The sequence below is a fragment of the Hyphomicrobiales bacterium genome (genome assembly GCA_030688605.1).
GTDB lineage: Bacteria > Pseudomonadota > Alphaproteobacteria > Rhizobiales > NORP267 > JAUYJB01.
Window position 1 is genome coordinate 1 of the sequence record JAUYJB010000026.1, and the last position, 24,444, is coordinate 24,444.

The window sequence follows — 24,444 nt, forward strand, 5'->3', positions numbered from 1 at the left end:
GATGCGGCGCTTGACCACGTCGCCGATCGACACGATGCCAACCAGCCGATTGCCGCGCAACACCGGCATGTGACGGAACTTGCCCTCGGTCATCTTGGCCATGAGGGTGGCATTGGTGTCTTCCTCGCTGCAGGAGACAACCTCGCGGGTCATGAGCGTACTGACCGGCTTGGCGAGCGCGGCCGCCCCCTCGCGGGCGATGGCGCGCACCACGTCGCGTTCCGACATGATGCCCTTTGCGCCGGCCGACCGATCGGTAACGACGATCGCGCCGATGCGTTTCTCCGCCAGGACGGCGCACACGTCGGCGAGCAAATCGCCGGGGTTGGCCGTCACGACGTTTCGTCCCTTTTCGTTAAGAATGGCCGCAACGGTCATTTGCATGCCTCCCTTGCTGCTGCCGCCCAAGTCTTATCCGGAAAAGGCCGGACGCAGGCGATCTCAGCCGCCGCGCCGCCTGCACAAATGCCGATGATGCGACGTTACGCCGCCGCGCGCAAGCTCGCCGCGTCGCGACTTGACGCCTCCCTAAAGCCGTTCGTCCTCTTCGCCACCGGCATCGATAACGCGCAGATGCGTGGATCGCGCGCTCAGGTCGCCGGCTTTCGAGCGCCCCACCGGATCGAACAGCCGGAAACCCAGAAGCCCGAACAGAAAGCCGCCGATATGGGCCTGCCAGGCGACGATGCCGTTGACGCCGGGAGCTTCCTCGGCGCCGACGCCGAATAGGAAATTGACCCCGAACCAGACGATGAGAAAGGCGAGCACGGTTCGATTGCGCAGCGCCTGCAACAGCGGCAGCGCCGGCGCATGCACGACGCGCTCGTATCCGCTTGCCAAGCCGCCGAGCCCAATGCGGGGGTCGAAGACGAAGCGGATCGCTGCTCCCATGTAGGCCGAAACCACCGCCGAAGCGCCGATCATCGGCGCCAGCCCGCCCCAATTGGAAACCAGGTGCGCGCCCGCGCCGGCGGCCGCCGCAGCCGCGCTCAGCCCCAAGAAGTGCGCCATTCCGAACCGCCGCGCCACGGGGCTGCCGAAAGCCAGGAACCAGATCGAATTGATGGTGAGATGGAAGCCGTCGGCGTGGAGAGCGGCATAGCTGAACCAGGTCCAGATGTCGGCGGCCACTCCCCCTGGCAGCCCCAGCTCGCCGTGCGGGCCGCCGAACCGCGCCGGGATGAAGGCAAAAGTGACGATGAGCTCGAAATCGAGCTCCTCCGGCAGCACGCTTCTGACCAAATGCACCAGGATGATCGCGGCAAGCAGCGCGATCACGACGGGCGGCGCATTGAAGGCAGGCGGACTCGTCCTGGTCATCATTTGTACATAGAGCAAGATCTGGCCTTATGGAACCACTTCACGAGCATCGTCTTGCGCCGCGGCAAGCGCATGCGCCGGTCAAATGGGACCGTTTGACGGGTCAAATCGGCTCGACCCATCGCAATAACTGTAAATCTCGCCCCTTTCCCCGCGCCTCCCTCATTTCATGCCTCATCGGCCCCCATGCTGCCCGCAGGGTGAGCCATTTTGCCGCGCACGCCGTCGCTGGCACGCCTCGTGCTCCGAACCGGGCTGAGCCCGCGAAACGGCTCCGGCGACTGTACCAAGACCGTACAGGTGTCCCGTCGAGGCTCAGGCCTAGACAAAGGACAGATGGGTGGCATGAACTTATGGAACACCGAACGACGCGTGCCTTGTACAACTATTGGCGCCGCTGCCGCGATGTCGCGCGGTCCACCCCGAGCCGCGCGGACATCGAGCCGTCGGACATCCACGGAATTCTCGGTGATACCTTCATCCTGGAATGCGACCGGCCGCCTTGCACTCCGTTCCGCCTTGCCGGCACCCGCATGTGCCTGTTGTTCAACCGTGAGTTGAAGGGCGCCGATTTTCTCGACCTGTGGTGCATGCACGACCGGGAGGCAATTGCCGCAGCCTTCCAGTCCATGCGCACGGAGACCGCCTGTCACGTCATCAGCTGGCACGGATACACGGAAAGCGACTATGAGACCGGCGGCGAGATGATCCTACTGCCGCTGACCATGGGCGGCACGGAAGTCGCCCGAGCGTTGGGCGCCATGGTGCCTTTCGAGCTGCCGGTGTGGCTCGGCGCCGTGCCGCTGATCAGATTGGGGCTGCGCGCCAGCCATAGGCTCGACATGAACCCGGATCATGCTTCATCGCCGCCAGCGGAGCCAGCCGAGGCCCCCTCCGATTCGCGGGAGCAAGTGCGCAGGGTCGGGCATCTGTCCGTCTACGCCGGCGGATTGGACGGAAATTAGCCCCTCCTCCCCCAGTTGATCCGAGGACGGCAGAATGCTGCAAACGCGCTTTTTTTGGCCGGTGACGTGCGGCGGCGTATCAAAATACTGCAAGTCTTCGCTCCAAAGACCACGCCTCTAACGCTCTGTTTACTCTTTAACCCTTACGATCCCGCTGAATTGAGCTCATCTTCCAGCGGCGTGGTAAGGACCGATCAGGACCTTGCCCCGCGCCCAAGGCCCGGAGAGCCATGCTCGCGCACAAACTGCCTCTGAACGAAGAGAAGCGGCGGCATCGACGCGTGCGGGTCAATCTGCTGGGCCGATTCATGCTCGCCAGTGGCGAGGAGTATCCCTGCCAGGTCATCAACATGTCGGCCGGCGGCGCGGCGCTGATCACCGCCGTCGTTGGCGAGCCCGGCGAGCGCGTCATCGCCTATATCGACGAGATCGGCCGCGTCGAGGGCAAGATCGTGCGCAATTTCGACGGCGGCTTCGCCATCGCCATCAACGCCACACAGCGCAAGCGCGACAAGCTGGCCAACCAGCTCACCTGGCTCGCCAATCGCACCACCCTTGGCATGCCCGAGGATCGTCGCCATGAGCGCGTCCAGCCGCGCAATCCGTATTCCCGCATCAAGCTGCCGGATGGCCGCACCTATGCCTGCCGGGTTATCGACATGTCGATCAGCGGCGCGGCGGTGGCCATCCAGGTCCGTCCGGCGCTGGGCACCGAAGTGACGCTCGGCCGGATGCGAGCGCGGGTCGTGCGCCACTTTGCCGAAGGCGTCGCCGTCCAGTTTTCCGACGTGCAGGACCCAAAGCGGATCGTCGAGCGCCTCAAGGCCGAACGCAGCGGCGGCGGCGAAATCGCCTTGGCCGGATGAACCGACTTAGCCCATCGAATCGATTCCCTATAACCATGAACCGCTCTAAGGCCCGGATTGGGCCCCTTTGAATGAATCAAGCTCCAGTATAATCGCCAGCGCCGAAGAATCAGTTGCGTTTATAGTTAATGGAGTGAAAATATCCGGCCTGGTATTCTAATAAAACAACACCAGACGACTTAGATACTAAGAAAATCTTTTCTGTCATTGTAGCCCTCGCTGAATAAATGGGGCTTCAATGAGGCATCTGGTCTTAAGACTATTATTGGCTGCCGGGGCGATAAGCTTGGCGCCGGAATCGGTTTCCGCCACGGAAGCCATCCGTACCCCGGGTCAGGACGTGGCGCAGGCGACGATGCGCGTCTTCGACCCGACCCAGCCGCCGGGCGGCTACGTGTCCTTCTGTCGCCGCCAATTCCCGGAGTGCGCGGCGAAAACGCCGGCTGCACCGCGCCCGCGCCTCACCGCGCAGCGCTGGGAGCAGCTCAACGTCATCAATACCACCGTCAATGTGACGGTCGTGCCGGTCACCGATCTCGATCTCTACAAGACGAACGAATTTTGGGCCTATCCCGAAGGCAGCGGCGACTGCGAGGACTATGTGCTGGCAAAGAAGCGCATGCTGATCGAGCATGGCTGGCCGGCCTCCGCGCTCCTGATCACCGTGGTGCTCGACGAAAACAATCTCGGTCACGCGGTCCTGACCGTCGCCACCGATCGCGGCGATTTCGTTCTCGACAACAAGACCTTTGAGATCCTCAACTGGCGCGAAACGCCCTATCAGTTCCAGAAGCGCCAATCACAATCCGATCCGCTGCACTGGGTATCGCTGCGCCGCGATGACCCGCTGCTCCCGGCGCCGAGCGGCCCGGTGGCGGCAAAGTAGGCGGCAGACACAGGTTTCGGATCCGGTCGCGTCCCACCTCCCCATCCCCACCCAGACCGGATTCGGCAAGGAGCCGGCCTTCCCCCCAGGGCCGGCTCCACTCTTTTTCTCCGGAGCTCTTGTAAGTTTTCGGCCGGCGCGGAAACTCTAAAGCGCCCGCAGGCCTTTGCGGTAGCGCTGCCACTTGGCGATATAGATCCGGGCGACGCCGTCGAGGAAGGCGCTTTCCTCCTCGGTGATCTTTCGCACCACCCGCGCCGGAGAGCCGAGGGCCAATGTCATATCGGGGATCTCCTTGCCTTCGGCGACCAGCGCGTTGGCGCCGAGGATCGCCTTGCGGCCGACGCGCGCGCCATTGAGCACCGCCGCGCCCATGCCGATCAGAGCGTTGGCGCCGATGACGCAGCCATGCAGGATGGCGGCGTGGCCGACGGTGGCGTTGGCGCCGACCTTGAGCACGAAGCCCGGATCGGTGTGCAGTGTGCAATTGTCCTGGATATTGGTGCCGGCGCCGATATCGATGAGCTCATTGTCGCCGCGTACGACGCTGCCCCACCAGACATTCGCATCGATCCCGATCCTGACGCGACCGATGACCGTCGCCGTCGGCGCGATCCAATAGCGATCGTCTTCCGGGAGCTCCGGTCCGATGCCGTCGAGTTCGTAAACCGCCATGTGGCCTCCTTCGCTGCCGGCCACCTGCTTCATGCGGCAAACGGGGCGCCGATGGCAAGGGCCGGAAGCGCTGAAATGGCAGCTCGGGTGCAACCGGACGCGCGGGCTTAATGCAAAATTAACCCTGGGGCGCCTTGCTGGGAGCGAAGATTGAGCGATCCCCGGACCCATCATGCGCCACCCCAACCTGCGCTTGATCGCCCCGCGATGGGCAAGCGCGCTGTTGCTCCTGATTACGCTGCTCGGCGCGGCTGCGAGCCTGAGCGGGCTGCGGCTTGCGCGCGACGTTTGGCAGGTGGCGCAGCATGCCGCGCCGAGCGCCGCGAGCATGCGGCCGTTGCGCTTGAGCGTTGCCGGCGAGGTCTTTGCCGTGCCGGCCGATCTCGTTCGCTTCCCGCCGGGCGCCGCCGGCGGGTCTCAGACCGTGCAGACGGCGCGCATCGGCTTGGTCGTGGGTTGGCGGCGGCTACCGGGATTTGAAGCCGCACCCGGCGGCCCGGGGCTTCATCTCGCGCTCATCGCCGGCGACGATCCGGTGTCCGCCAGGACGCGCCTTGAGCGCATCTACCGCCCCTTCTTCGAAGGCGAGGAGTTCGCCGGGCCCGACGGCCTCGTCGGCCGCCGGCTGGCGCGCTCGTCCGGCTATGGCGGTGAGACCCTGTTTTACGAATCCGCCCCCGCGGACGCCGGAAACGCCGGTGGTCAGGTCTTCCTGATTCGTTGCGGATCCGAAACGAACAGTCCTGCGCCGGCGATTTGCTTGCGGCGGCTGGCCCTGTCGCCGGAACTTCAGGTCGAATACCGTTTCCGCAAGGACCGGCTCGCTCAGTGGCGCGAGATCGACGCCGCGGTTGCCGCGCTCATCGCGCAATTTCGCCAACGGGCCGGCCGATAGCAGCCGCCCCACTCATTCCTCCAGGTCGAACTCCAAGATCGCCATTTGGAAGGAGTAGGACAGCTCGCCGTCCTCCTCGTCGCGGAACAGCACGCCGATGAATTCATCGCCGATGAACACCTCCGCCGAATCGTCCTTCTTCGCCCGCGCCACCACGCGCATCTCGGGCAGCTTGAAGGTGCGGCGAAGGTATTTTTGCAGGCGCTCGACTTCCTGTGCATCCACGTCGCTGTCTCCCGCGAATCGATCAGCGGAGCCTTGTTCCGGCCGCCGTCCGTCCCGGCCGGTCTAGTCGGTTTCGTTCGACAACATCTGGTCCATGGCCCGCGACGGCTCCGAGCCCTCGGTCTTGCCGACGATCTTGGCGGGCACCCCGACCACGGTCACGTTCGGCGGCACGTCGCGCAGCACCACCGAGCCCGAGGCGACCCGCGAGCAGGCACCGATCTCGATGTTGCCGAGAATCTGGGCGCCGGCGCCGATCAGCACGCCGCGGCGGATCTTCGGGTGCCGGTCGCCGTCGACCTTGCCGGTGCCGCCCAGCGTCACGCCCTGCAGGATCGACACGTCGTCCTCGATCACCGCGGTTTCGCCGACCACCAGGCCGTGCGCGTGGTCGAGCATGATGCCGCGTCCGATCGGGACCGCGGGGTGGATGTCGACCTGCAGCACCTCCGAGGCCCGGCTCTGCAGATAATAGGCGAAGTCCTTGCGACCCGCCTTCCACAGCCGGTGTGCGAAGCGGTGGGTCTGGATGGCGTGGAAGCCCTTGAAATAGAGGATCGGCTCGATGAAGCGGTGGCACGCCGGATCGCGGTCGTAGACGGCGGCGATATCGGCGCGGAACGCGGCGCCGATCTCCGGATCCTCCTCCAGCACTTCCTCGAAGGCCTGGCGGATCAGCGTGCCGCTGACATCGCCATGGTCGAGCCGGTTGGCGACGCGATGACAGACCGCCTCCTCCAGGGTCTTTTCGTTGAGGACCGTCTGGATTATGAAGCCGGCCATGCCGGGCTCCTTGGCGGCGATCTCCTCGGCCTCCGCGCGCACCTGCGCCCACACCGGGTCACAGGCGCTTACATTGACGGCCTTGCGTCGCGGCGTACCGCTATTTGCCATCTTTCGCTCCTTTGCGGGCACCGCCCGAGGGTGCACGCCCGCCCGTCCAACATCCGGCAAAGCCTAACATAGAACGCCCGGCCATAACGAAGTCTTGTCCTCGGACTGCATTTAGGGCCGGCGGGCGAGAAAATCCAGCACCCCCTCCTTGAAGGCCTTGTCGCCGATCGCCGTAATGTGGTCGCGGCGCGGCACGATCAGTACCTCGGCGTTGGCGATCAGGGCCGCCAGCTGATGCGGCGAACCCGCGATCCTGTCCTCGCTGCCGACGGCCACCAGAACCGGCTGTCTCAGCCGTCCGATCTCCTCTTCTGAGATCTTCTGCCGCGCCGAACCCATGCAGGCGGCAAGCGCCTTGAGGTCGCCCTGGCTCTGATCGGCGAAGGTCCTGAAGGCGCGCGCGACCGGATCGACGACATCCTCGGCGCGCGCCGCCTCGAGCGCCCGGATGATCGGCTGCGGGCCGCCGACGCCGCGCACCATGCCGATGCCGAGGCCGCCAAAAATGAGCCCGCGCACCCGATCCGGGTGGTGCAGCGCCAGAAACGCGGCAATCCGCGCGCCCATCGAATAGCCCATCACGTCGGCCCGCGCGATCTCCAGGTAATCGAGCAGCCGGCGCGCGTCCTCGGCCATCAGCGGCGAGCCGTAAGAAGCGCGATCGTAGAGCTTCTCGCTTTCGCCGTGACCGCGATTGTCATGGGCGACGACGCGGCGTCCGGCATTTCTCAACGCCGTCAGCCAGCCGGTGCCGACCCAGTTGCGCCGCGAATTGGACGCAAATCCGTGAATCAATAGGATCGGCTCGCCCGGCCCCTCGTCCGGGGTTTCGTCGAGATAGGCGATGTCGATCCCGTCGGAATTGAAGTGGCGCATGGCGGTAGAAAGGGTTCGATCACGTTCCAGGATACCTGCGCCGCCCGGTCGCGCCGCTAGAGCATGCTCTGGCCACATTGCCCCTACCAAATGCAAGGGCCGGAGGCTATGGTCAAATGCGTTCGGCGATCCCAGACGCGCGGGGAAAAAGCTATGGCAGACAAAGGCATACCGCATTTCCACAACGATCCGGGCCTGCCGGTGATCCATATCGGCGCCAAGGAGTTCCAATGCATCGGCGCATCCCCGCCGCACGACCACCCGCATGTCTATCTCGACATGGGCGACGAGGCGGAGATCGTCTGCCCCTATTGCTCGACCCTCTACAAGTACCGCGGCTCGCTGCCGGCGGACGGCGCCGACCCGACGGAGTGCCGCCACGAGACCGGCGCCTAGCGGGCTGGTGCGAGGCGAGGCGCACGAGAGCACGCATGGCCGCCGCCAAACCGCGCGTCCTCATCGCCGGTGCCGGCATCGCCGGGCTGACCGCGGCGCTGGTGCTTGCCCGGCGCGGCATTGCCGCGACCATTCTGGAGCGCGCCGAAAGGCTTTCCGAGATCGGCGCCGGCATCCAGCTCTCGCCCAATGCCGCGCGGGTGCTGATCTCGCTCGGGCTGGAGCAGGCGCTGCAATCCTCCGTCGCCAGCCCGCAGGCGCTCATTGTCCGCTCCGGCCCCACGGGGCGGATTCTAGCCGCCATGCCGCTCGGCGAGGCGGCGCGCGTACGCTACGGCGCGCCCTATTGGGTCATCCACCGCGGCGATTTGCAGGCGGTGCTGCTGGCCGCCGTTGCCGCGGAAAGCCGCATCGAGCTGTGCCTGAACCAGGAAGTCGCCGGATTTTCGGCCGACCGGGCCGGCATGCGCGTCATGACCGCCGGCGGCGAGGTTTACGAGGCCGCTGGTCTTATCGGCGCCGACGGGGTGCGCTCGGCGGTGCGGGCGAGGCTTCTCGGCGACGGAGAGCCGCGCTTTACCGGCTATGTCGCCTGGCGGGGTCTCGTCGACCCGGCCGACGTCGCCGAAATCATCGCGGAAAATGCGTCCGGCCTATGGCTCGGGCCGCACGCCCATCTGGTGCATTACCCGGTGCGCGGCGGCAGGACGGTCAACGTCGTCGCCATCGTCTCGGATGCCGAGCCGCCGCCCGGCTGGGGCGAGGACGCCGCCGCGGAGGCGCTCAGCCCCTACTACCGGGACTGGGCCAGGCCCGCGCGGGAGCTCATAGACGCGATTGCCGGCTGGCAGCGCTATGCCCTCTACGACCGGCCGCCGGCGCGGCGCTGGAGCAAGGGCCGGGTGACGCTGATCGGCGACGCGGTGCATCCCACGCTTCCCTTCATCGCCCAGGGCGGCGCCATGGCGATCGAGGACGCGGCGGTCCTCTCCGCCGCGCTCGCCCGGACGCCCGATGACCCGGCGGCGGCGTTCGGCCGCTATCAGGAGCAGCGCGGCCAGCGCACAGCCCGCCTGCAACGCCAGGCGCGGCGCAACGGGCGCATCTTCCATCTGGGAAGGCTGGCCGCCTTCTTCCGCGATACCGCTCTCCACCTCCTGTCGCCGGCCGCCTTTGCCGCGCGCCAGGACTGGATCTATTCCTGGCGCCCGGCGAACGATCTAGCTGCCGAGGCCGGCCAGCAGCTGGAGCCCCCAGCCGCCGACAGCCGTTAGGATGACCACCAGCCAGGGCGGCACCTTCCAGAAAACCAGCAGCGTGAAGGCGGCAAGCGCCAGGGCGAAGTCGCCGGGCGCAAGGATGCCGCTGGTCCAGACCGGATTGTAAAGGGCGGCGAGCAATAGGCCCACCACGGCGGCGTTGACGCCGACAAGCGCCTTCTGGACGAGCCGCAGGTGGCGAAGCGCATCCCAGAAGGGCAGCGTGCCGACGACCAGCAGAATGGACGGCAAAAAGATGGCGACAAGGGTGATCGCCGCTCCCAGCCATCCATTGGGTTCCGGCCCCATCACCGCACCGAGATAGGCGGCGAAGGTGAACAGCGGTCCCGGCACCGCCTGCGCGGCGCCGTAGCCGGCGAGGAAGGCGTCGTTCGACACCCAGCCCGGCGGCACCACCTCGGATTGGAGCAGCGGCAGCACGACATGGCCGCCGCCGAAGACCAGCGAGCCGGAACGGTAGAAGCTGTCGACAAGCGCCAGAACCTGCGACGGAACGGCGGCCGCGGCGAGCGGCAGTCCGATCAGCAAGGCGAAGAACAAGAGGAGCGAAGCCACCGCCACGCTCCGGCGGACGTCGATGCCGAGCGAGACGTGGCGCGGGTCCACCTTCGTGCGCAGGAACAAAAGCCCCGCCAATCCGCCGGCAACGATCACCCCCACCTGGGCAAGCGGCGTCGGCGACGCGAGAACGGCCGCGGCGGCGGCGACGGCGAGCGTGACGCGCGGCGCGTCCGGAGTGAGGCTCCGCGCCATGCCCCAGACCGCTTGGGCGACGACCGCGACGGCGACCACCTTGAGGCCATGGAGCACGCCGCCGGGGATCGCCTCGCGGAATTCCACCACACCATAGCCGAAAGCCAACAGCGCAAGCGCCGACGGCATGGTGAAGGCGAACCAGGCCGCGAGCGCGCCTGGCAGCCCCGCCTTGGCGAGTCCGATGCCGATGCCGACCTGGCTCGATGCGGGGCCGGGAAGGAACTGGCAGAGCGCCAGGAGATCGGCATAGGCGCGCTCGTCGATCCAGCGGCGGCGAACGACGAAAGCCTCGTGTAAATAGCCGAAATGCGCGACCGGCCCGCCGAAGGAGGTGAGACCGAGCTTAAGGAAAGCGAGAAAGACGCTCGCGACGGATTGGCGCCGGGATGGCTTGCCCGTGGTCCGGGCTTCGACCGCGTCGTTCATGGGCGGGCCTGTTCTTCCGAGATCGACTTTCGATATCGAGAAACGACCATCGACGCGCCGCCCGGTCAAGCGTGGAGTGCGTGACGGCGCTATCCGACAAAGCCGAGCAGGTGCAACCCCAGACCCAGCCCCGCCATCATGACGAGCAGCGGCAGCAAACCGAAATGCAAGCGGAAGGCGGCGACAAGAGCGATCGCCACCAGCGCCAGCGCCGCCGGATCGAGGCTCGCAGGATCGGGCACGAACAGCCGCAGCGGGCCGATCGCCGTCTCGTCGACGATCGAGAAGACCACGTGCAGGGCGAACCACACCGCGAGGTTGAGGACGACGCCGACCACCGCGGCGGTGATCGCCGACAGCGCCGCGGCGAGCGCCCGGTTGTGGCCGATCCGCTCGATGTAGGGCGCGCCGAGAAAAATCCACAGAAAACAGGGCACGAATGTCACCCAGAGGGTGATTCCGGCGCCGAGCAGGCCGGCGATCAGCGGATCGAAGCCGGTGGCGTGGCGGAAGGCCGCGACAAATCCGACGAACTGCAGAACAAGGATGAGCGGTCCCGGCGTCGTCTCGGCCAGGCCCAGTCCGTCCAGCATCTCGCCGGGCTGAAGCCAGCCATAGTTCTCCACCGCCTGCTGCGCCACATAGGCCAGCACCGCATAGGCGCCGCCGAAGGTGACGACCGCCATCTTGGAGAAAAACAGCCCTTCGGCGAGAAACACGCTCTCGCCCCCGGTCCATAGCGCGATGGCCGCGAGCGGGCCGAACCAGGCAAGCCCGAACACGCCCACCAGCGTCAGCGCCCGCCGCCAGGAGGGGTTGGCGCCGCCGGGGCTGGCGTCGGCCGGCGCCTCGTGGCCGGCGGCGAAGCTTTCCGGATACCGCCGGCCGAGCAGATAGCCGAACAGCCCGGCGCCGAGCACGATCGCCGGAAACGGAACGGCGAAGAAGAAGATGAGGATGAAGGCCGCCGCCGCGATGGCGAACAGCGGCGGCGCCTTCAAGATACGCCGGGCGATGCGTAAGAGCGCCTCGACGACGATCGCCAGAACCGCCGCCTTGACGCCGTAGAACAGGCCGGCGACGAGCCCGGTCTCGCCATACAGCGCATAGATGGCGCTCAACACCAGCAGCACCAGCGCGCCCGGCAGCACGAACAGGGTGCCGGCGACAAGGCCGCCGCGAATGCCGTGCATGAGCCAGCCCGCATAGGTCGCAAGCTGCTGCGCCTCCGGGCCCGGCAGCAGCATGCAATAGTTGAGCGCGGTGAGGAATTGCCGTTCCTTGAGCCAGCCGCGCTCGTCGACCAGAATGCGGTGCATCAGCGCGATCTGCCCGGCCGGCCCGCCGAAGGAAATCAGCCCGACCTTGAGCCAGATACGCGATGCCTCCGCGAAGGAGACCGGCGGCATTCCGGCCCCCTCGCTCATGCCGCAAGTCCCGCCGGCGGCCAGCCATGGGTCTCCGCCCGCGCCCGCGCCGCCCAGGCATAGAGCGCGTCGTAGACCGTCACGCCGGCCTCGACCGCCGCCTCGTCGCTGTCATGCAGCGCCGACAGGCCGAAAGAGAGCGCGGCGAGGCCCGCCGCCTGCGGCGCCAGCTCGAAGCGGCCGGTATCCGCGCCGCGCACGATGTCGGCGACGGCGTCGAGCGGAGCGTGGGAGAGCCCGAAACGGGCGATGAACGCATCGAAGCTGCAAAGCTCGCCCTCGTGGCTGAAATCGGTGTCGGGCACGTCGAAGGGGATGGCCGAAAGCTCGTCGGCCGCGGCGAGCACATGCTCGGCGGCGACGAAGAAGATTCGGGCATCGGGATCGATGAAGCGGCGGATCAGCCACGGGCAGGCGATACGGTCGATCTTGGGCTTTTCCCGCGTCACCCAGCGCGTCGGCGCCGTCCAGTCCCGGTCAGGCAGACCCTCCTTGGCCACAAGCGGACCGCCGAGCGCAATATAGGCTTCGATGCCGCCGCTCAAATAGGCCGCGCGCTTGCCGGCGGCCCTGAGCGCGGCGGCGGCACTCTGGCTCACCTCACGGCCGTGCCCACAATAGACGACGATGTCCCGGTTCGCATCCAGCGGTCGGCTCCACTCCTCCGACCCGGTATGGGGACGCCTGAGGGCCGCCGGGATCATCGTCGCCGCTTCGCGCCACGCCTCTTCGCGGCGAACGTCGATCAGCATCGGTGCAAACGGTGTCCCGATGCCGGAAAGAAGGTCTTCAGGGGAAATCGCGTTGGGAATGTGCGCCATGGCCCAATCCTCCCTTGCAAGGAGCATCAGGCAGTGCTTGGGCGCTGGCGCCTTGGGTCGCCGGGAGACTGCCGCAACCCCGACCCATTGAGTTTACCAGCATCGCCCGCGGGCCGGAAGCGGAAAGACGCGCCCTTCCGCGTCTCCGCGGCCGGGCGGCGCCTCTCGTCACTCGCCGTAGGAGATCCGGTAGATCAAGCCGGCGAAATCGTCGGAGACCAGAAGCGATCCGTCGGCAAGCTCGGTAATGTCGACCGGGCGGCCGACGGCCGCGCCCTCCTTCAGCCAGCCTTCGGCGAAGACCTCCTTGTCGACCGCCTTGCCGTTCTCCTCGAACCGGACCCGCATGATCTGGTAGCCGACCGGCTCGGTGCGGTTCCAGGAGCCGTGCTGGGCGACGAAGGCGTCGTTCCTGTACTCGGCCGGGAACATCCCGCCGCGATAGAAATGGATGCCGAGATTGGCGCTATGGGCCTGGAACTCGACGACCGGCGCGACGGCGTCGGCCGGCGCCTCCTTGTCCTCGAAACCCGTCAGCTTCACCGACTTGCCGCCGAGGAAAGGAAAGCCGTAATGCCGGCCGAGCGTCGTGACGTGGTTGAGTTCGTCGGGCGGAATATCGTCGCCCATGCCGTCGGCACCTTTGTCGGTGAAGAACAGTTCGTTGGTGACCGGGTGCCAGTCGAAGCCGACCGAATTGCGCACCCCGCGCGCGATCGTTTCCACGTCCGAGCCGTCCGGGCTCATGCGGATGATGCTGCCTTCGAGCCCTTGCGGCTCGCAGATGTTGCAGGGCGAGCCGATGCCGACATAGAGCTTGTTGTCGGGGCCGAACTTGGCGTAGCGCCAGCCATGCAGAAACTTGTCCGGTAGGTCGGTCTTGATGTCGATCAGCGGCTCGATCGGCAACGATGTGTCGAACTCCGCCGGCACCGGCCAGAAGGAGACGCGGTCCTGCTGGACGACGTAGAGCTGGCTGTTCAGATAGGCGATGCCGTTCGGCACCTTGAGGCCGTCGGCCCGCTTCAGCACCTCGTCGGCGATGCCGTCGAGGTCGGTGTCGCGCAGCGAATGGATGGTTCCGTGCCGCGAACCGACAAAGATGGTGCTCAGCGGCTTGCCGACCACCAGCGAGCGTGCCTTGGGCACCTCGGCGAAGATCGAGATCTTGAAGCCCGGCGGCAGCTTGATCCGCGACAGGATCGGGTGCGTCTCCTGCGCCGACGCCGCGGCGCCCGCAAGCCCGATGGCCACTGCCAGAAGCCCGCCGAAGAGGCCGGATTTGGTGCTTGCCATGTTCGTTTCCCTCCTATTTCCAAATTTGCAATTAGAAACACGATCTTGGCGAGCCATCTTAATCCGGCCCGCGACGCCCGCAAATAACGCCGTGGCGCGAATCGAACCGCGCCACGAAGATTTTCTTTTGAGATGGGAACCTCGGTGAGATCTGGTGCGGGCGGCGGGAGTCGAACCCGCACGGGGGTTACCCCCCAAGGGATTTTAAGTCCTTGCGGGGATAACCCAAGCGATTGCGAATTAAGCGCTTTTCAGCGCCGGTCCCGTGAATGTGTAAGAAACTGTGAAAAATCCGGCCCTTTTTTGGCGGCCATGGAGCGCCGCTGAGGCCGATTCGCCGCCCCGGCGGCTCCCCGCCATCATAGGCCGGGAAAACGCCCTCAGGAAGCTTGCAGCGGCAAAGCCGGAACGGTTCGTTTCCGGGCGTGCGACCGGCCCGCGCCCGCCTGAATTTCCATGCCTGCCGTCGTCCTGCCGGCCCGGCGCGAGGCCGGAGCCTGACACGGCCAGCGCTCTGCTTGCAGCGCATACGGTCCATCCCCCGCCGTGCGGGCGGCGGCGTCTGCCCGGTGCAACGCCGGTCAATCAGCATCACCGTCATGTCCACAATTTTCGTCCGGTCTTTTGCTCGAAACGCTACGCGAGCGCCAAAGGGGCAAGCGTGATCCGCCTTTGCTCCGCTACGGCGCGATTCAGCTCCTTCACTGACCCGTTGCGGCCCTGCGGGTGCTTCGGGGCGCCGCGCGTGATGCGGTCCTCACAACCCGAACAAAAAAGGAGGACACAACAATGAAACTGATAACCGACATTGACCTGACCAGCCGCACCGACGCCGAACTGGCGGTGCTGTTCCATATGGCCTCGCAAGCGCTGGCCGTGACCGACCCCGGCACGCCGGGACGGCGGAGCGTCATCGCCAGCCTGCAAAATATCAGCCGGGCGCGGGCCGTCCGGCACCTTCGATGCACCGTGCCGGGCTTGTAGCCCCGCTGCCGCCGGGCGCTTCGCCCGGCGGCTCTGCCCTGGGCAGTTTTCAAAGATTGGGGGGCCGGAACAGGGGCCGCGCCTCAAGCGGGGCGGCGCTCGCCCTGTCGTAGGCGTCGGCGGCGCTGCGGTAGCCGCCAGCGCCGACATAGCCGTCCATCGGTCTGCCGCTCTTGTCGCGGATCGTGACCGGCTCGCCGCTTTCATCGCAGGGCGTAAAATACAGGTACGCCGCCCGCACATGCGTAATGCCGAGCCTCTCGAAAAACCCGGCCTTGTCCTCGTAAAGCGCCTGATAGAACTCATTTACGGGCATCGGCCCGCCATATTTTCCTTTCATGTGTCACCTCTAATCCGCAAATTGTTTTTTACCTAATACTGCTATTCTAACGTGCATGATTTTAAGGCGCGGTTAATATCTATTCGCGCTCGCGGCCGTTTCCTTTGCCGCGCTCGTCGCGTTTTTTCGCCTTGCGGATCGTATCGCCGACGCGCTTGCGAAATTCTTCCTTGGCCTTCGGCGGCAGCTCTTTTTCCACTTCCTTTTCGAACCTGTCGGCGTCGGCTTCTTCCTTGAGCTGCCGTGCCAGTTCTTTGCTCTCTTGCGTGTGCGCATCGCGCAGCGCGGCGGTATCGCCCGACTGTAGCTGTTTCAGCGTGTCCAGCTCGGCCCGGTAGTGCTTGCTTTCGTGCGCCACGGCCTGCCGGGTCTGCTGCGTGATCCGCGCGGCCAGCGCCTTGCGCTCGCTCTCCTGGCGGGCGGCAAGCTGCTTGTCGAATTGCGACCGGCCAAACAGCGAGCGGATCGCGCCCGCAACGAATCCGCGCTCGGATTTAGGGCGGGTTTTGACGAAATAGCGCAGCCGCGAAAAGGCCGTGCGCTGCGCCTCACGGAGCTGCTTTTGCTCTTGCTTCTGGCGCTTGTACAGCGCCGCCCATTTCGGCTTGTTCGCCGCGCGGATGTCCAGCCGCTGCTGCGCGACGTGGCGCTCTTTTTCATCGTAAAGCCATGCGCGCTGCCCCTTGTGATGGGCGGAAAGATTCTTGCCTTCGATGTCGCGGCGCGCGAACGCGGCTTTGAGTTGGTCCTTGCGGGCGCGGTGATGCGCGGCCTTGTCGCGGCTTTTCTTGTGTTTGACAAAACCGTTGTCGTTGCGGGCTTTCAGCTCGCGGCGGCGCTTATTGTTTTCCACACGCTCGTCGCAGCGGATTTGCCCCTGCTGGCGCTCGTATTCCTCGGCCCAGCGCGACAGGACCAGGTGGTCGCAGGCCACTTTGGCCGCAAGGCCGGTTTCCGGGTGGACGCGGTTGACGATGACGTGAATATGCGGATGCGGCTCGTCGTTGTGCGACACCATCAGCGTTTCATGGGAATCAAGGCCAAGCGCCTTTAATGTTTCGCGCGCCGCCTCGATCATTTCTTCGCGTTCGGGGGCCTCGTCCGGCGCCCATGACAGGCTGTAGGCATAGACGGTCTGCGTCAGCTTGCGGCCCGTCATCGCCACGCCCGCCGCCGCCTTTAGCTGATCCTGCCGCATGGCCGTATAGGCCATATAGCGCAGCGCCAGTTCGGCCTGATCGGTCGGCAGGTTTTCGGTATGGGTGAAAGCGACGCGCTCCGCCGTAGCGGCCTTTTTATCGTGCAGATAATAAAGGCCCGCGCCCTTGAAGCTTGCACCCTTGGCGGCGACCTTAGGGACCATCGGCAAGCCCCCCTGGCCGGGGCGGGGTGCCGGTCGGGCCGGGACCATGACCGGACAGCTCGCGCGACAAAAAGGCGTCAAGTTCGGCGAATAACCCCGATAATTTCGGGGGCATTTCACCGGTGGCGTTGGCAAGGCGGGTAAGCTGGTTCAGGTTGACGCCGATGCGCCGGAGCTGGTCGAAAGCGGCGTGGTCCAGGGTGGTGTGCTCGCGAATAACAACGCGGCCCTTGAGCGCCTGCATACGGGCGTATGCAGTGTCGGTCATACCAGCGGCGGCGGCGGCTTCCGCGATCTCGAAGCGCTCGGCGACGGTGAGCCTGAGCTGGAGAAGCTCGGTTCTCAGCTCGGCGGGTTGTTTTTTCGGCCGCGCCATGTGCACACCCTCCTTTCGCGGTTCCAAGGGCTGCGCCCTTGGTCGTTGGGGGTCCGGGGGCAGAGGCGAAATCTCCCCCCGGTCGTGGGCTCCAAGGGGCGCGAAAGCCCTTTGGCCCTGGGTTCCAAGGGGCAGCGGAGCGCCCTTTGGCCTGTCCGCCCGAAGCCTCTTGGCGTAGGCGGGCCGTGATCCCCCGGCGGAACGGGGGCAGGGTTCCTCCGTCGCCCTCCGGGCTATGGAGGACAGGGCGGGAAGGGCTCCCGCAGCGGCCTACAGGCCGCTTGCAATGGGGGTCCAGGGGGAGAGTGCAATCTCACCCCTGGCAAGAGTTTTTGTATTACAAAAACATATCTTGCTACCCGCCTATTCCTAGCCTGACACATGGCTCTGAACAACGGGTTAAAGGAGTGATGCCAGCCACATACGGCTGTATGCCGCGCGGACGGGTTTCGCTGCTGGCCGTGGTTGGGTACAGTGACCCGCCATGCGGGGGATTTTCTCAGGACTGACGCGCGGCGTTCCCGGCCTTACGCCACGGGACATGGAACCGCCCGCCTCGTCGTTCGAAGACCCGCAGGGAATCGCGCATTCCGCTTCGCTGCGCTACTCACCCGAAAAGCTCTTTCTCGGGGTGATCGGGGCCGGGATCGAGCGCGACAAGGCGACCGGCGAGCGTTACGCGCAAGGCGGCGCTGAAATCGGCGTCGCCGATGATCGCCACGTCATCACCATCGCCGGAAGCCGGGCGGGCAAAGGCCGCGCGGCCATCATCCCGAACATGCTGCGCTACGAAGGCTCGGTGCTCGCCATCGATCCCAAGGGCGAGCTGGCCCTTGCCACCGCCACGGTGCGCGCGGAAAAGCTTGGCCAAAAAGTCTGCGTTCTCGATCCCTTCGGCACCACGAAAGACGCGCTGAAAAAGTACCGCACCGGGTTTAACCCGCTCGCCTTCATGTGCGCGCCGGCCCAGGACGCGGAGCTGTCCGCCGACACTGAGCGCTCGCTGGTGGAGGACGCCGTGTTGATTACCGACGCCCTGGTAATCCCGGCTGGCAACGATCCCCATTGGGATGAGTCGGCGCGCACTTTTATCGAGGGCGTGATTCTGGAAGTCGCCACGGCGGAGCGGTTCAAGGGCAGCCGCGATCTGGTGAGCGTGCGCGACCTGATCGCGCAAGGGGAAAGCTTTACGGACGAAAAAGAGGAAGCGCACACCGGCCTGAGCGTGCTTGAAGGCTTGATGCGCAACAGCGCCGAAGCGGCGGTCAGGCGCGCGGCGGCGGATTTGTTCGACCGCCCGGAGCGCGAGCGGGATTCGGTGCTCTCGACGGCAAGGCGGCATTTGCGGGCGTTGTCCTTCCCGGAAATCGAAGCCTCGCTGCGGGGCGAGGGCTTCGACCTGGCCGCGCTGAAAACGGGCAGAATGACCGTCTATCTGTGCCTGCCGGGGCGGCACATGGGCACTTGTGGCCGCTGGCTGCGGCTGTTCGTGAATCTGGCCTTGCAGGCGATGGAAAAAACGTCGGGGCGGCCTGCTGCTGGTTGTCCCGTGCTGTTCGTCCTCGATGAGTTCGCCACGCTCGGGCATATGCGCCAGATCGAGGACGCGGCGGGGCAGATCGCCGGTTACGGGGTCAAGCTGTGGCCGGTGTTGCAGGATTTGGGGCAGCTCAAGGCGCTTTATAAAGATCGGTGGGAAACCTTCTTGGGCAATGCGGGCGTGTTGCAATTCTTCGGCAATAACGACCTGACGACGCTGGAATGGGTGTCAAAGCGGCTCGGCTCGACGACGATAGAGCAGCTTTCCGGCGCGCACGTCACGCCCGGCGCTGCCGGCGCGGGCGCAACCGGGCAAAGCTACGCGCCGCGCACGACGGCGATTCTGGAACCGGATGAAATCGCCCTGGTCTTTGGCCGCGCCGATACGCAATTGCGCCAGCTGATTATCCGGGGGGATTTCGCGCCGATGATCCTGCAACGCGCCTTTTACGACAAGCACAAGGCATTCGCGGGCTTGCGCCCGTGAACGCGTTCGGAACCCGGATCAGCACGCGGGAGGATTTTCCGACCGTGGCGGTATTCGAGCAGACGCGGGCAACCGGGCCTTTGTTTCGGATCGTGTTCAGAAATCACGAATTTGTGGACAGGCTTTTACCGGAAGCGGGCTGGCTGGCGAACGCACCCGCCAATCTGATTTTTGCCGTTCTTTTTGTCGGTTTCCCGTTCTTCCTGTTTGCGGGAATCGGCGTAGGCGATGAGATCGGGATTCCGTGGGGCATTTCGGCGGCGGCGATCCTCGGGGCCTATGCCTGGGGGTTCATGAAATTCAAGAGTCTGCGAACGCTTAACCGGATCATCGAGCTTGAACCGGGCGCGGACAGGCTGCGGGTGCTGATGGGCGGCACGGTGAGCGTCGAGCGGCAATTATCGCGGCTTGCAAGCCTGACGGTCGAGCCGCACCCGGAGGTCGAAGTTCACCGGATGCGGCGGCAGGAGCGCAAACAGACGCGGCTGACGGACGCCGAAAAGACACACTGCCTGTTCGGCTGGTTCGGCGTCGCCGGGGCGGAAAAAGTCCTGCTGCTGTCGCGCGCCGAATGGCCGAACCGCGACTCGCTGTTCGAGGTCCGGCAGGCGATTGAATGGGCGCGTGAACAGGCAAGAGGCGCTGCGCCGCAAATGAAAATAACCGGGGGCGACCACGGCATCAAACCACCCCTTGACTGACGGAGCGGCCCTGACATGGCAAAGCGGCACGAACTGGAACCGGCAGACGCGATCTCGGCGGTGACGCCGGGGGCCGGGGCGAAGGGTGCGAGGCCATGATGGGCCAGCGGATCAGCACGCAGACGGATTTCTCGCGCGTCGCGGTTTACCGGCGCGACGGGCCGTCCGGGCCGGTGATGAGCGTCGCCTTCAGCCAAAAGGAATTTGTGACGGACGCCGGAACGACCGTTCTGATTGTGGGCGGCGCTTTCCTGCTGATGGGCGCAAGCGTCCTGGCGGTCAATGTCGGCGCCGCGCTCCCGCAGGGATGGCTTGTGCTTGGCATCCTGGCCGCGTGGGTCGCCTTTTTCGCCACATTCAAGCAGCCGTGGACAATCAGCAGAACGATCGAGCTGGATTTCGGCGCGGACCGGCTGGCGGTTTTTCGAAACGGCAAGATCGACGGGCAGCAACAGTTATCGCGGCTGGCAAACCTGACGGTCGAGGATCACCCGGACGCGGAACTGGCGCGGCTGAACCGCCAGATGAAAGGCGAAAAAAGTCCGCGCGTTGCCGAGAAGCAGCATTGCCTTGTTGGCTGGTTCGGTGCTGGCGGCGGTGAAAAGGTCGTGCTCATAACCCGAGCCGAATTTCCCAGCCGCAATTCGCTGTTCGAGGTCCGGCAAGCGATGCTGTGGGCGATGGAAAAAGGCGCGGGCGCGACGACCGGCGGGACGGGCGCGCCAACGGTGAAACCCCAAACAGGCGGCGGCATCAAGCCGCCCCTGGACTGACATCGGGCACTGACATGGCAAAGCGGCACGAACTGGAACCGGGCGACGCGATCCGGTTGCTGTGTAACGCGATCCAGGCGGTCCACCATATCGAGGCCAAGGGCGAGGGACTTTCGCCGCCGTGCAGGAACGCGGGCGAGCTGATCCTGCAGGACGCGCTCAGATACCTCGCTTTCGGGGACATGGCGGCGGTACGGGGATTGCTCGACAACTATGAGGACTGGCTTGAAACAAGCAAGGCCGGGTGGCCGTACGATGAATAGGCTTGCCGCCACGGCGGCAAGCCGGAATTGCGAACAGGAGACTTTTCCATGAGCGAAACCGAGGCGAGCGCGGGCGTCATTGCCGGGCTGGACCGGCTGGCGGATTCCGATCTGCGGGCGGTCATGAAAAAAGCGAGCGACATACTGGCGGGGCGCGAGAAAGAGCGCAAAGCCGAGGCGCTGCGCGAGATTCAAAAGATCGCCAGGGCGCATGGTTTGAACGTCGATGTCAAGGACGGGGCGAAGGCGCGCCGGGGGCGTCCTCCGAAAGCGAAGGAAGGCTAATTGCGCGGCGTGCTGATCGGTCTTGTTGATCGGGCGCTTTATGGCCCGGATGATACGAGCAATTATTACCCGAAGCCGCCGCAGGCCTACTACCAAAGAAAAGAGCGAAGGGTTCCGCGCAAGCTCGTCCTGCTCCGGTGGGCCGAAGGCTATTATTTGCTGATCGGCTGCCCGCTGCTGTGGTGGCAGGGCCTAAAGCTGTTTCTCGCTCTCGATGTTTCGTCTTGGTGGCTGCTGGTGGTGCTCGTGCCGCCGGTGGCTCCGGTCGTCGCCGTGAAAAGATGGCGGGAGAAAAAAGAGGCGGCGATTCTGCGGCGGGTCATGAGGACGCAGCTCGCAAGGCACCTCGAAAGGACGGGGCCGGTTATGGAGAAGTGGATACGGCAATCGGGCGGCAGTTACGAGAATGATACGAGCGAGGAAAACGATATTTTCAATGGCAGGGCCTTGTCAGAGGAGGACTTTCGTCCGGTCCCGAAAGAGTGGGCGCAATACGACGCCGCGATGAAAGATTACTACAGGCGGGTTCGTGAGGCGGAGGCCGAGAGAGAGCGGCGAGAACGGGAAGCGCGGGAAAGGGCCAGACGCGCGGAAAGGGAACGCCCCGAGAGACAGGCGCGGGAAGCGCGAGAGCGGGCCGAGCGAGAGCGCCACAGGGCAAAGACGGGCGGCTATAGCGAGATAATCCCCGAAACATACGAGGCCGCGCTGACGCTGCTAAAACTGCGCGAGGGGCATGTCACGCGCTCCACCTTCAACAAGCACTATCGCCGGGCGATGCAGGCCGTTCATCCTGATCTGGCGGGAGGGACAAAGGAACAGGCGCAGTCCGTCAACGCGGCGCGGGAGCTGATAAAAAAGCGGCACGGCTGGAAATGACCGGGCCGCGCCGCTGACTTGCTTATGCAAGTTGCATAATCAAAACAGCGAAAGCTGCGCTCCAAGCCAGCCTTCGCTTGCCGCGTCGTCCAGCCACAGCAGGACGAACGCGACCGGGCTTTCGTGCGCGGCCAGATCCTCGGCGGACATAAAGCGCGACCTGTAGCCGGTTTCCGTGACCGGCAGGGGCGCGCGGCCATCGCTCTGGATTTCGATATGGTCGATTTCGGCTCCGAGCCAACCCGGTGTGTGCGTGACTGACAGGGCGATGCCCTGCCAGCGCGCGCGGTAGGTAAGGGGGGCGCTCACGCGCCCGCCTCCGTTGCGGTGGCCGGATCGGCTTCGATGCCGGGCTTGCGCAGGACCAGCCGCCCGTTGACGTGCAGCATTTCCAGTTGAAGGGTGAGGCCGTCGCCGTCCTTGTGCGTCCATGCCGCGCCGACGCGGGTCCAGACGGACTTTTCGCCCTTGTCGGTGACGTTCCAGGCGATGAATGACGGGGCTTTCGCCTCGCGGGTCCGGTTTGCGCCGTTGCTTTGTTTACGTGCCATTGTCTTTCTCCTTTTGCTCGGGCTGACCCCATGCCAGCCTTGCCCTGTCGCCGGCGGGGCGGCGGGCCGGGCGCAACGCATTGTTGGGGGGAACCTTCAGGGGGAACCGACAAAGCAAGTTGCGGCCATCAGGACCGCGCTGCGCTAAAGATCGGGCATTTCTGGCTGGCTATGAGGGATCAGTCCGACGCCACAAAAAAAGGAGAAAGCGGCGCGTCATTAAAAACAAAGCGCGCAAGCCGGATAGCCGCGCGGCGGAAAGAACCCCTTTCATAACGCCTTGCTGAACGCCGCGAACAAGGGCGGACATTCTGGACACGCGGCGCGGCACGGAATGCACCGGCGCGCGCGCCTGCCCGAAACTGTCATGCTGCCCGGTCCGTACCGGGGGCCAGTCCTGCGGATGCGCGGGAGCGCGGTTCCGCGCCGCTGCCACGGCGGGCGCGTGTGACCCGGCAGCGTTACCGGATCGAGCCGTGCGGGAGATTGCCGGGGCTGCCGGCAGGGCAATCGCGGTGTGCGTTTTCTTCCTCTATGCCGGCCCGAGCCGCCGGACCTTTCAGACCACGGTTTTGGCAGGCGGGACAGATTCCAGACGCAAGCGTGATCCGCCTTTGCTCCGCGACGGCGCGATGCAGCTCCTTCTCTCACGTTACGGCCCTGCGGGTGCGTCCGGTGTCCTGCCTGCTTTTCCGTGGCGGCATGAAAGGACCGGATCGTCCGGGCCTTGAAGCAAAGAGGAAAAAAACCATGCAACCGCTCAGCCCCGCCTTCGCCCGCGCAACCTTCCCCGATCAGGGATCGAACACATTCTGGATGCTGCTCTGGATTATCGTCATCGACGATAACCGGCGGCGCCGGGAAAAAGAGCGCCGCCGCAAGCGCCAGGTTTACGCGCAGCCGCCAAGCAAACCGGCGCCGTGCGGGCCGTCGCCTTTCTAGCGCGGCCGTGCTTCCTGGCATGAGGCGGCTTGCCTCATGCCGCGACGGCCTGCGCCTCCGGCTGCAAGCACTCTGCGGGCGGAAGGCGGCGGTTCAAATTCCCCTGATGGTGCGGCGACAGGCGTCCCGCCGGGCCGCCTCGTGTTCGAGCAATTTGACTATTTCGCCATGGCCGTTTGCCGCGGCGGACCAGACGGCGGCGTCCTGGCGGGTGTGGATGTTGGCCCCCGCGTTGGTTAGCATCTTGACGATAGCGCTGTGGCCGTTGGCCGCTGCCCGTATGAGGGCATCGTCGATATCGGCCAGCGCGTTATTGTTGTCTTCCAGCAATGCCCTTTGGACAAGGTGGGCATGGCCGGAGCGGGCGGCTTCGAGCAAAACTGCACGCCGCAGCTGTTGGTTGGATCGTTTCAATTTGTTGTCTCCCTGTATCTTTTTTGTTGTCTTTAAGTATTATTATAATAATTATTAAAGAATTACTAAGAACCACGTTTTTATATACCTGTCAATTTTTTGGCAAAGCGCTTTTAATCTTGCGCGCAGCCAATCCAAGCATACGCCGCCCTGCGGGCCGCAGCCTTTCTAGCGCGCCCTTCCCTCCCCGCTATGAGGTAAGCCGTTTCATGCGGCGGCGGCCCGCGCCTGCGGCTGCATGGCGTGCAGATAATCGGCGGCGCGCTGCGCATGGGCGGCGGCGGAAAAAATCGCCCGGCGATCGCCGCGCATCACGGCAAGCCATGAGGCAATATAAGCGGCGTGATCTTCGCGCGGCTCCGGCGTCAGATCGAGATCGGCGCACAGGAACGCCGCGCCCAGCTCGGCGACATATCCTGACAGTCAAGCTTGAAATGCGCAATTTAGCATGCAGGAGACGTTGATGTTTGGCGCGGCGAAGGTCTCAAATGAGCCCGATGCGGACACCGAACCATCGGGAAGCTCCCAACAATTCCTGTCACC

General features: G+C 65.2%; 31 protein-coding genes. 14 read left to right on the forward strand and 17 right to left on the reverse strand.

Translation table 11 applies throughout. The features are described 5' to 3' along the window. Together Q8P46_03250 and Q8P46_03255 are read right to left on the reverse strand one after the other, a co-directional pair. On the reverse strand, positions 1–378 hold a 378-nt coding region (locus Q8P46_03250; GenBank protein ID MDP2619182.1), incomplete at its 3' end, for a CBS domain-containing protein. A gap of 150 nt (positions 379–528) precedes the next feature. Next, the gene (locus Q8P46_03255) at positions 529–1,320 is read right to left on the reverse strand and encodes a rhomboid family intramembrane serine protease (protein ID MDP2619183.1); all 792 of its coding nucleotides are present in this window, start codon (positions 1,318–1,320) and stop codon (positions 529–531) included. Positions 1,321–1,673: 353 nt separating this feature from the next. Here Q8P46_03255 and Q8P46_03260 point away from each other — a divergent pair, with 353 nt between their 5' ends. The 3 genes from Q8P46_03260 (at position 1,674) to Q8P46_03270 (ending at position 4,037) form a co-directional block, all read left to right on the forward strand. Next, entirely contained in the window at positions 1,674–2,285 is a 612-nt protein-coding gene (locus Q8P46_03260; GenBank protein ID MDP2619184.1) for a PAS domain-containing protein, read from the forward strand. 230 nt (positions 2,286–2,515) lie between these two features. Beyond that, positions 2,516–3,151 carry a PilZ domain-containing protein gene (locus Q8P46_03265; protein MDP2619185.1) on the forward strand — a complete coding sequence of 212 codons (636 nt, stop codon included), beginning with the start codon at positions 2,516–2,518 and terminating at the stop codon, positions 3,149–3,151. Positions 3,152–3,437: 286 nt separating this feature from the next. After that, entirely contained in the window at positions 3,438–4,037 is a 600-nt protein-coding gene (locus Q8P46_03270) for a transglutaminase-like cysteine peptidase (protein ID MDP2619186.1), read from the forward strand. A 147-nt stretch (positions 4,038–4,184) separates the two neighbouring features. On the opposite strand, the gene Q8P46_03275 is transcribed toward Q8P46_03270, so the two are convergent. Next, positions 4,185–4,712 (reverse strand): gamma carbonic anhydrase family protein, encoded by a 528-nt coding sequence (locus Q8P46_03275; GenBank protein ID MDP2619187.1) that lies wholly within the window; start codon positions 4,710–4,712, stop codon positions 4,185–4,187. A 172-nt stretch (positions 4,713–4,884) separates the two neighbouring features. Between Q8P46_03275 and Q8P46_03280 the strand changes: the two genes are divergently transcribed. After that, positions 4,885–5,607, forward strand: a complete 723-nt coding sequence (locus tag Q8P46_03280) for a hypothetical protein (GenBank protein ID MDP2619188.1) — start codon at positions 4,885–4,887, stop codon at positions 5,605–5,607. 12 nt (positions 5,608–5,619) lie between these two features. Here Q8P46_03280 and Q8P46_03285 read toward each other — a convergent pair whose 3' ends face one another. From Q8P46_03285 to Q8P46_03295, 3 genes are all read right to left on the reverse strand, one after another. Next, positions 5,620–5,832, reverse strand: a complete 213-nt coding sequence (locus tag Q8P46_03285; protein MDP2619189.1) for a DUF3126 family protein — start codon at positions 5,830–5,832, stop codon at positions 5,620–5,622. Positions 5,833–5,895: 63 nt separating this feature from the next. Beyond that, positions 5,896–6,726: a serine O-acetyltransferase gene (cysE, locus tag Q8P46_03290; GenBank protein ID MDP2619190.1), complete on the reverse strand. Its 831-nt coding sequence runs from the start codon at positions 6,724–6,726 to the stop codon at positions 5,896–5,898. 111 nt (positions 6,727–6,837) lie between these two features. Continuing rightward, a complete protein-coding gene (locus tag Q8P46_03295; GenBank protein ID MDP2619191.1) occupies positions 6,838–7,602 on the reverse strand; it encodes an alpha/beta fold hydrolase in 765 nt (254 codons plus the stop codon). Between the two features lie 153 nt (positions 7,603–7,755). Here Q8P46_03295 and Q8P46_03300 point away from each other — a divergent pair, with 153 nt between their 5' ends. Both Q8P46_03300 and Q8P46_03305 read left to right on the forward strand, forming a co-directional pair. Next, complete coding sequence (locus Q8P46_03300) at positions 7,756–7,998, forward strand: zinc-finger domain-containing protein (protein MDP2619192.1); 243 nt, start codon at positions 7,756–7,758, stop codon at positions 7,996–7,998. A 35-nt stretch (positions 7,999–8,033) separates the two neighbouring features. Then, complete coding sequence (locus Q8P46_03305) at positions 8,034–9,272, forward strand: FAD-dependent monooxygenase (GenBank protein MDP2619193.1); 1,239 nt, start codon at positions 8,034–8,036, stop codon at positions 9,270–9,272. Here the strand turns inward: Q8P46_03305 and chrA (Q8P46_03310) are convergent. From chrA (Q8P46_03310) to Q8P46_03325, 4 genes are all read right to left on the reverse strand, one after another. After that, complete coding sequence (chrA, locus tag Q8P46_03310) at positions 9,219–10,460, reverse strand: chromate efflux transporter (protein MDP2619194.1); 1,242 nt, start codon at positions 10,458–10,460, stop codon at positions 9,219–9,221. The genes Q8P46_03305 and chrA (Q8P46_03310) overlap by 54 nt on opposite strands. A gap of 89 nt (positions 10,461–10,549) precedes the next feature. Beyond that, positions 10,550–11,887 (reverse strand): chromate efflux transporter, encoded by a 1,338-nt coding sequence (gene chrA, locus Q8P46_03315; GenBank protein ID MDP2619195.1) that lies wholly within the window; start codon positions 11,885–11,887, stop codon positions 10,550–10,552. Continuing rightward, on the reverse strand, positions 11,884–12,708 hold the full coding sequence (locus Q8P46_03320; GenBank protein ID MDP2619196.1) for a chromate resistance protein: 825 nt from the start codon (positions 12,706–12,708) through the stop codon (positions 11,884–11,886). Before Q8P46_03320 ends, chrA (Q8P46_03315) begins: the two co-directional genes overlap by 4 nt. Positions 12,709–12,876: 168 nt before the next feature. After that, positions 12,877–14,004: a PQQ-dependent sugar dehydrogenase gene (locus tag Q8P46_03325; GenBank protein MDP2619197.1), complete on the reverse strand. Its 1,128-nt coding sequence runs from the start codon at positions 14,002–14,004 to the stop codon at positions 12,877–12,879. Positions 14,005–14,793: 789 nt separating this feature from the next. Here Q8P46_03325 and Q8P46_03330 point away from each other — a divergent pair. Next, the gene (locus Q8P46_03330) at positions 14,794–14,988 is read left to right on the forward strand and encodes a hypothetical protein (GenBank protein MDP2619198.1); all 195 of its coding nucleotides are present in this window, start codon (positions 14,794–14,796) and stop codon (positions 14,986–14,988) included. A 49-nt stretch (positions 14,989–15,037) separates the two neighbouring features. Here Q8P46_03330 and Q8P46_03335 read toward each other — a convergent pair whose 3' ends face one another. The 3 genes from Q8P46_03335 to Q8P46_03345 form a co-directional block, all read right to left on the reverse strand. Beyond that, positions 15,038–15,328, reverse strand: coding sequence for a hypothetical protein (locus tag Q8P46_03335; GenBank protein MDP2619199.1), 291 nt, complete (start codon positions 15,326–15,328; stop codon positions 15,038–15,040). 79 nt (positions 15,329–15,407) lie between these two features. Next, positions 15,408–16,691 carry a relaxase/mobilization nuclease domain-containing protein gene (locus Q8P46_03340; GenBank protein ID MDP2619200.1) on the reverse strand — a complete coding sequence of 428 codons (1,284 nt, stop codon included), beginning with the start codon at positions 16,689–16,691 and terminating at the stop codon, positions 15,408–15,410. Next, positions 16,681–17,067, reverse strand: coding sequence for a MobC family plasmid mobilization relaxosome protein (locus tag Q8P46_03345; protein MDP2619201.1), 387 nt, complete (start codon positions 17,065–17,067; stop codon positions 16,681–16,683). Before Q8P46_03345 ends, Q8P46_03340 begins: the two co-directional genes overlap by 11 nt. Before the next feature lie 730 nt (positions 17,068–17,797). On the opposite strand from Q8P46_03345, the gene Q8P46_03350 reads away from it, so the two are divergent. The 6 genes from Q8P46_03350 to Q8P46_03375 all read left to right on the forward strand — a co-directional run bounded on the left by Q8P46_03350 (position 17,798) and on the right by Q8P46_03375 (position 21,994). Then, positions 17,798–19,093, forward strand: coding sequence for a type IV secretory system conjugative DNA transfer family protein (locus Q8P46_03350; protein MDP2619202.1), 1,296 nt, complete (start codon positions 17,798–17,800; stop codon positions 19,091–19,093). A gap of 44 nt (positions 19,094–19,137) precedes the next feature. After that, the gene (locus tag Q8P46_03355; protein ID MDP2619203.1) at positions 19,138–19,794 is read left to right on the forward strand and encodes a hypothetical protein; all 657 of its coding nucleotides are present in this window, start codon (positions 19,138–19,140) and stop codon (positions 19,792–19,794) included. 95 nt (positions 19,795–19,889) lie between these two features. Further along, entirely contained in the window at positions 19,890–20,567 is a 678-nt protein-coding gene (locus Q8P46_03360) for a hypothetical protein (GenBank protein MDP2619204.1), read from the forward strand. A 14-nt stretch (positions 20,568–20,581) separates the two neighbouring features. Beyond that, positions 20,582–20,830: a hypothetical protein gene (locus Q8P46_03365; GenBank protein MDP2619205.1), complete on the forward strand. Its 249-nt coding sequence runs from the start codon at positions 20,582–20,584 to the stop codon at positions 20,828–20,830. A 48-nt stretch (positions 20,831–20,878) separates the two neighbouring features. Next, entirely contained in the window at positions 20,879–21,115 is a 237-nt protein-coding gene (locus Q8P46_03370; protein MDP2619206.1) for a hypothetical protein, read from the forward strand. Beyond that, the gene (locus Q8P46_03375; GenBank protein MDP2619207.1) at positions 21,116–21,994 is read left to right on the forward strand and encodes a hypothetical protein; all 879 of its coding nucleotides are present in this window, start codon (positions 21,116–21,118) and stop codon (positions 21,992–21,994) included. 39 nt (positions 21,995–22,033) lie between these two features. Here the strand turns inward: Q8P46_03375 and Q8P46_03380 are convergent, their stop codons facing one another. Then, positions 22,034–22,303, reverse strand: coding sequence for a hypothetical protein (locus tag Q8P46_03380; protein MDP2619208.1), 270 nt, complete (start codon positions 22,301–22,303; stop codon positions 22,034–22,036). Beyond that, positions 22,300–22,545, reverse strand: coding sequence for a hypothetical protein (locus tag Q8P46_03385; GenBank protein ID MDP2619209.1), 246 nt, complete (start codon positions 22,543–22,545; stop codon positions 22,300–22,302). The genes Q8P46_03380 and Q8P46_03385 overlap by 4 nt, the downstream gene beginning before the upstream one ends. A 675-nt stretch (positions 22,546–23,220) precedes the next feature. Between Q8P46_03385 and Q8P46_03390 the strand changes: the two genes are divergently transcribed. Further along, the gene (locus Q8P46_03390; protein ID MDP2619210.1) at positions 23,221–23,487 is read left to right on the forward strand and encodes a hypothetical protein; all 267 of its coding nucleotides are present in this window, start codon (positions 23,221–23,223) and stop codon (positions 23,485–23,487) included. Positions 23,488–23,580: 93 nt separating this feature from the next. Here Q8P46_03390 and Q8P46_03395 read toward each other — a convergent pair whose 3' ends face one another. Beyond that, a complete protein-coding gene (locus tag Q8P46_03395; GenBank protein ID MDP2619211.1) occupies positions 23,581–23,901 on the reverse strand; it encodes an ankyrin repeat domain-containing protein in 321 nt (106 codons plus the stop codon). Positions 23,902–24,108: 207 nt separating this feature from the next. Further along, positions 24,109–24,303 carry a zincin-like metallopeptidase domain-containing protein gene (locus tag Q8P46_03400; GenBank protein MDP2619212.1) on the reverse strand — a complete coding sequence of 65 codons (195 nt, stop codon included), beginning with the start codon at positions 24,301–24,303 and terminating at the stop codon, positions 24,109–24,111. Between the last annotated feature and the right edge of the window lie 141 nt (positions 24,304–24,444).